This is a genomic window from Paenibacillus ihuae (assembly GCF_001368795.1).
In the GTDB taxonomy this organism is placed as follows: Bacteria; Bacillota; Bacilli; order Paenibacillales; family Paenibacillaceae; genus Paenibacillus_AQ; species Paenibacillus_AQ ihuae.
Genome location: NZ_LN831198.1, coordinates 3,546,899 through 3,552,396 on the forward strand (window position 1 = coordinate 3,546,899; position 5,498 = coordinate 3,552,396).

General features: G+C 47.6%; 4 protein-coding genes and 1 riboswitch. Of the genes, 3 read left to right on the forward strand and 1 reads right to left on the reverse strand.

Going from position 1 to position 5,498, the window contains the following annotated elements; all coding sequences use genetic code 11:
• The coding region (locus tag AQR02_RS16340) for an SDR family NAD(P)-dependent oxidoreductase (RefSeq protein ID WP_245237506.1) at positions 1 to 683 on the reverse strand (683 nt) is incomplete at its 3' end.
• Between the two features lie 155 nt (positions 684 to 838).
• On the opposite strand from AQR02_RS16340, the gene AQR02_RS16345 reads away from it, so the two are divergent.
• From AQR02_RS16345 to AQR02_RS16355, 3 genes are all read left to right on the forward strand, one after another.
• Positions 839 to 1,810 (forward strand): helix-turn-helix transcriptional regulator, encoded by a 972-nt coding sequence (locus tag AQR02_RS16345; protein WP_054941387.1) that lies wholly within the window; start codon positions 839 to 841, stop codon positions 1,808 to 1,810.
• Positions 1,811 to 1,915: 105 nt separating this feature from the next.
• Positions 1,916 to 3,166 (forward strand): methyl-accepting chemotaxis protein, encoded by a 1,251-nt coding sequence (locus tag AQR02_RS16350; protein ID WP_054941388.1) that lies wholly within the window; start codon positions 1,916 to 1,918, stop codon positions 3,164 to 3,166.
• A gap of 441 nt (positions 3,167 to 3,607) precedes the next feature.
• A riboswitch (cyclic di-GMP riboswitch) is annotated at positions 3,608 to 3,701 on the forward strand.
• A gap of 110 nt (positions 3,702 to 3,811) precedes the next feature.
• A complete protein-coding gene (locus tag AQR02_RS16355) occupies positions 3,812 to 5,455 on the forward strand; it encodes a thiamine pyrophosphate-binding protein (protein ID WP_054942135.1) in 1,644 nt (547 codons plus the stop codon).
• Positions 5,456 to 5,498: the final 43 nt, after the last annotated feature.

Here is a 5,498-nt window from a genome sequence, read left to right on the forward strand (position 1 = left end):
CTTGACTTCAGTTCCTCCACCTCCTGCCAATGTGTCTCGTCTGTACCAAGGCTCTCCAGCACCAGCTCGGTCCGCATCCAGCCGGGTGACAGCGGAATAACGGCAATTCCGTCCGCAGCGAGTTCAACAGACAATCCGTAAGCCATGCGGACCAGCGCATTTTTGGCCAGATCATAATATATATTACCGATGTATTTATAACGGTCCCAATAGGTGGTGTGTATAATCAGTCCTCCGCCGTCCTGGCTGCTGCGCATCAGCGGAATCGCATAATAGTTAGTCATCAGCTGTGCTCTGACACCTGCATCGAACATGTTCCCCCAGTGCTCTGTCGGCAGCTTCCAGAACGGTTTGCTGTCAATCGGAAGTTCATTACCACCCCATACATTGTTGACCAAGATATCAAGTCTGCCCTGCTCTTTAGCGATCTGCCGGACAACACTCTCTGTCTGACTATCCTGAGTGTGGTCACAGCGGATAGCTGCACCCTCGCCTCCACTAAGCAAAATCTCACTTACCACACTGTCTACTGTCCCTTTCCGGCGCCCTTCCTGCTGGGCACCGGAACTTCTGCCGGTTAGATAGACATAAGCACCCGCCTTGGCCAGTTCCATCGCGATCCCCCGCCCTGCTCCTCTGCTTGCTCCGGTAACCAGTGCTACTTTTCCCTGCAGATTTGTCATCATTATTGCGCCCCTCTCATTTTCAGTCCTTAGTATTGTTTCTCCGCTTGCATTAATAATTGTAACGCTTATATATGACACCAATTGACATATATATGTGGTACACTGAAAAAAACTGTAATCACGGGAAAAGGATTTATGAGAGGAGCGACATAATGAGGGCAGACCGGTTATTATCCATAATGCTACTGCTGCAGAGCCGCGGCAAACTCAGTTCACGTGAGCTTGCCCGTACGCTTGAGGTCTCCGAGCGGACCGTTATACGCGACATGGAGGCGCTGAGTGCCTCCGGTGTCCCTGTGCTGGCAGAAAGGGGCCGCAATGGCGGCTGGATGCTTGCTGAAGGCTACAGAACTTCCTTGACCGGAATGAAGCCGAATGAGATCGGCTCTTTGCTCCTGACAGCAGATTCCGCCATCTTAGAAGCACTGGGAATTCAGGATGACTTCTCTTCTGCTGTCCGCAAACTGGAAGCAGCAGCGAAACCTAAAGACTCCCCGCTCCAATTTCTGAGTCAGCGTATCCATATAGATGGTGCCGGATGGCATCCCTCCGGTGAGTCTTATCCTTTCCTAGCTTTGCTGCAGGAAGCTGTCTGGGAGAACCGGAAAGTATCACTCACCTACAGTAATGGCGATGAATACAAGGCTAGGCTGATTTCTCCGCTCGGACTTGTGGCCAAACGCGGTGTCTGGTATGTCGTTGCCGAAACTAGCAATGGAATGAGGATCTACCGGGTTTCCAGAATCACCGGTGCCGAAATCACCTGCGATACGTTTACCCGTCCTTCAGGATTTGAGCTGGCCCGCTATTGGGAGGAATCCACAGCCTCCTTCAAATCAGCGCTGCCCCGCTACCCTGCCACCTTGCTGATCATGGAAACTGCACTAGCGTCTCTGCAGCAGGAGCGGTATGTATCCGTCACAAGTATCGAGCCGTCCTCCAGAGCCGGCTGGCTGACAGTCTGTGCCGATTTCCAGACACCGGAATCCGCCTGCAAAATTATATTATCGTTAGGACAACAGACTCTGGTTACTGGGCCTCAGGAACTGATTGACAGTGTGATGACCAGTTTGCGGGAAACCGTTACCTTATATGAAGAAAGAATGCAACAACCCTTTCTTTAGTCATGCTTAATTGATGATTTATGTCAGTTCTTACAATAGACTGATCCCCCGTTAATCACCTATAATATTACAATACACACCATATTTTTTAGGGGGAACTTTATTATGAACTGGATGACCAAGCTTCCGTTAAAACAGAGAATTGTTGCCGGTTGTTATCTTGTCGCTGCATTATTTGCTGTCCCGGTTTTAATCACAATGGTGATTATGGGCAAACTCATTCTCGGCATCGTGCTCGTGGCCGCACTAGCCGGTCTGACTTATCCTCTTGCGCGCTATGTCGAGAGAACGCTTACATCCTCTTTTGACGACATCTCCAATGTAACTCACACGATTGCAAAAGGTGACTTCACCCTTAGGGCAGACGAGAACGGATCTATGGGAGAGGTCAGCCGTTCCTTCAACACTATGATAGACAAGCTGAAGAAAATTCTGACAGAGGCTTCACAGATCACCCGCCATGTAATGGACGCCAGCAGAGGCATTGAGGACAAAAACCAGAATCTAAAAATAGTTATGGCACAGGTTGCTTCTTCCTCCAATGAACTTGCCCAGGGGGCAAATGAAATTTCCGTGGATATTGCAGATATGACGGATTCGATCAAAGATATTGAAACGAAAGTATCCAACTACACAAGCTCTACCAAAGAAATGAATAAACGTTCTATACATACGCTTGAACTGGTCGAAAAAGGCAGGCTGTCCGTTGACACCCAGGCAGAAGGCATGCGCAAAAATATTGAAGCCACGAACAAGGTGGCCAGCACCATCGAGACGCTCTCACAAAATGCCCGCGGCATTTCGATGATTGCTAAGAGCATTACTGAAATCGCCGAACAGACCAATTTGCTGTCACTTAACGCCTCGATTGAGGCTGCACGTGCGGGTGAGCATGGACGCGGTTTCGCCGTTGTCGCTCAGGAAGTACGGAAGCTCGCTGAAGAGTCCACTTCCTCCACCAAAGAAGTCTTCGGCCTGGTCCGCAGCATTGAAGCCGATATCAAGCAGGCTGTGGAGAATATCGCAATCAATGAAGAAGTGGTTCAAGTACAGAATGAGATGATCGTCGAAACGGCACATATTTTCTCGCAAATCGTTCAAAGCGTACAATACATAACGGAACAAATCTCTGCCTTCTCTGCGGAGAGTGACCTCATGCTGGAAAGTGCGCTCAAGATCTCCAGTGCCATTGAAAATATATCCGCGATCACCCAGCAGACGGCAGCCGGCACTGAAGAAGTATCCGCAGCCATGAATGAGCAGATTAACGCCTTGCAGTCCGTAGCCGAAGAGACCGATAAAATGACACAAGCGGTATTCCAGCTGCAAAAAACCATTCACATTTTCAAATTTTAATTCACTTAATTTCACTGCTGCCGCTTACCTTAAGCGGCAGTTTATTTTGTGCCTTCACCCTAAGCATCATTTCATTTATTCATTAACTGACTATAATGCTTTTGCACTTCTCCTCTACAGCTCCTTTTCTTTTAAAAATAACCATTACTTCTCCATTTAGGTCTTTTCCCCCATTTAATCTAATTCACATCATGAATTTACAATCACTCTATATAAATAGTACATATAGCCCATTTCTTTTTTTGTTTTGGAAGCTTATCCCTATGTTCACTAACCATTCAAGTAGTGGTTAGCATTTGCATTATGAGACATTTTTTTCATTATCTATATCCCGATTAAAGTTCTGCAATTCGTCAATTCCTGATTTTTTCCGCAGAAAATATATTGACAAAGATAGAGTTGAAACTATATTGTAAAGTAAAATTATCCAATGAAAATTTAAACAATTATTGGCAAAATTCTCCGAAAGGGAATGACGCAAAGCCATGGATCTACAGTCTCATTTTATCGGGACCAGGACAGCCAGGTTGCCTAAGAGCCGGAACGTTTGAGACCTCTCACGTTCTAAATGACTATTTAAGCAGCCGCCTGTACTCCCTGAGTACAGGTTTTCTATTTTCGTAAGATAAATACACAATGGATAGGGTGGAGCTTTTGAAAACAGTCGCAGATTATATGGCTGAGGCACTACGAAACCTCGGTGTAACACATTCCTTTGGTATCATCGGCAAATCTATTTGTCCCCTTGTTCTCAAAATGGTTGATTACGGCATTGAGTTTATTCCAGGAAGACATGAATCAAGCTCCGGATTCGAAGCCGCCGGCTATGCTCTTAAAACCGGTAATCTTGGGGTAGCCTTCGGCACCTCGGGACCCGGTGGAACGAATTTACTTACTGCTGCAGCCCATGCCAAGGCGAATAACCTTCCAGTCCTGTTTATTACCGGACATCAGTCCATAAAGGAGCTGGGGATTCCCCAGTGCCAGGATTCCTCATCCTATCTGGCAGATCTGGCGGAGATGTTCAGACCCGCTACGCTATTCAGCAAGCTGGTAGAACGCGGCGATCATTTCAGTACCCTTTTTAATCATGCTGTCTCTATTGCCCTGGGCGGTCAGCGCGGACCGGTCCACTTATGCCTCCCCTTTGATGTCCAGACCGAAAGGCTCGAAGAATGCCGAATTGTGATTCCTGAGCGCGAGTCACTCATCAGTATTGCTAAATTCGAACGGGTAGTTTCCGCCATTAACAAGGCCTCTAATCCCCTTATTGTCGCCGGCAAGGGCGTCAACCGTTCCAGTGCCCACCAGGAGCTTGTCCAGCTGGCGGAAACGTTCAATATTCCTGTGGTTACTTCTCCCGGGGGCAAGGGAGCCATTGCCTGGGATCACCCGCTCTATCATGGCCCGGTCGGTGTGGGAGGCTGCAGTCATGGTGATGATTTGCTGAATAGCAGCGACCTGTATATTGTACTTGGTTCACGCCTCAGTGATATGACCATCTGTAATCTTAAGGCAGAGAATCATCCGGCTACCCTGATTCAATTCGACGTCGATCCTACTTATGTCGGTAAAATTTTGAACTCGCAGACTATCCCGGTAAGCGGTGATTTACGTGATAATCTGGCTTACTATCTGCAGAATATCGATAGAGAAACTATTAAGAAACATGAAACAAAAGTCGATGTTCATTATGCAGAAGAATTACCAGTACTACCTAAACTGTCCCTTGCTTCGGTAATGAGCACATTTAGTGACTTGATCCCATATAACAGTTCGGTTTTTGTGGATGATGGCAGCCATGGCTTCAATGCCGTGAAATGGTACAACGTGAAGAAACCCGGCAGCTTTATCTTCGATGCCTATTTTGCCTGCATGGGCAATGCTATCGGTATGGCTATAGGTGCTAAAGTTGCTGCGCCGGAAGAAACGGTATTCTGCATTACCGGAGACGGCTGCTTTATGATGCTTGGCGCGGAAATCAACACCGCTGTGTGCAAGAATATTCCGGTTATTTTTATCGTGGTCAACAACATGCAGCTGGACATGGCTCTAAAGGGTATGGAAAAAACAACCGGCAGAATCGATGGCACGATCTTCGAAGTTCCGATGGACGCAGTGAAATTCGCCGAATCACTCGGGGCGACCGGCTACAGATGCGAGACAGCTGACCAATTCTCTGCAGCCGTAAATGCTGCAGTAGCGTCAAACCGGGTAGCTGTTATTGAACTGCTGACCGACCGTGATGAAATGCCTCCAACGGCCCACCGCACCTTAAATCTCAACTGACCGGATTCATCAGCACTCATCAAACCCGTCATATTCTTTCTTG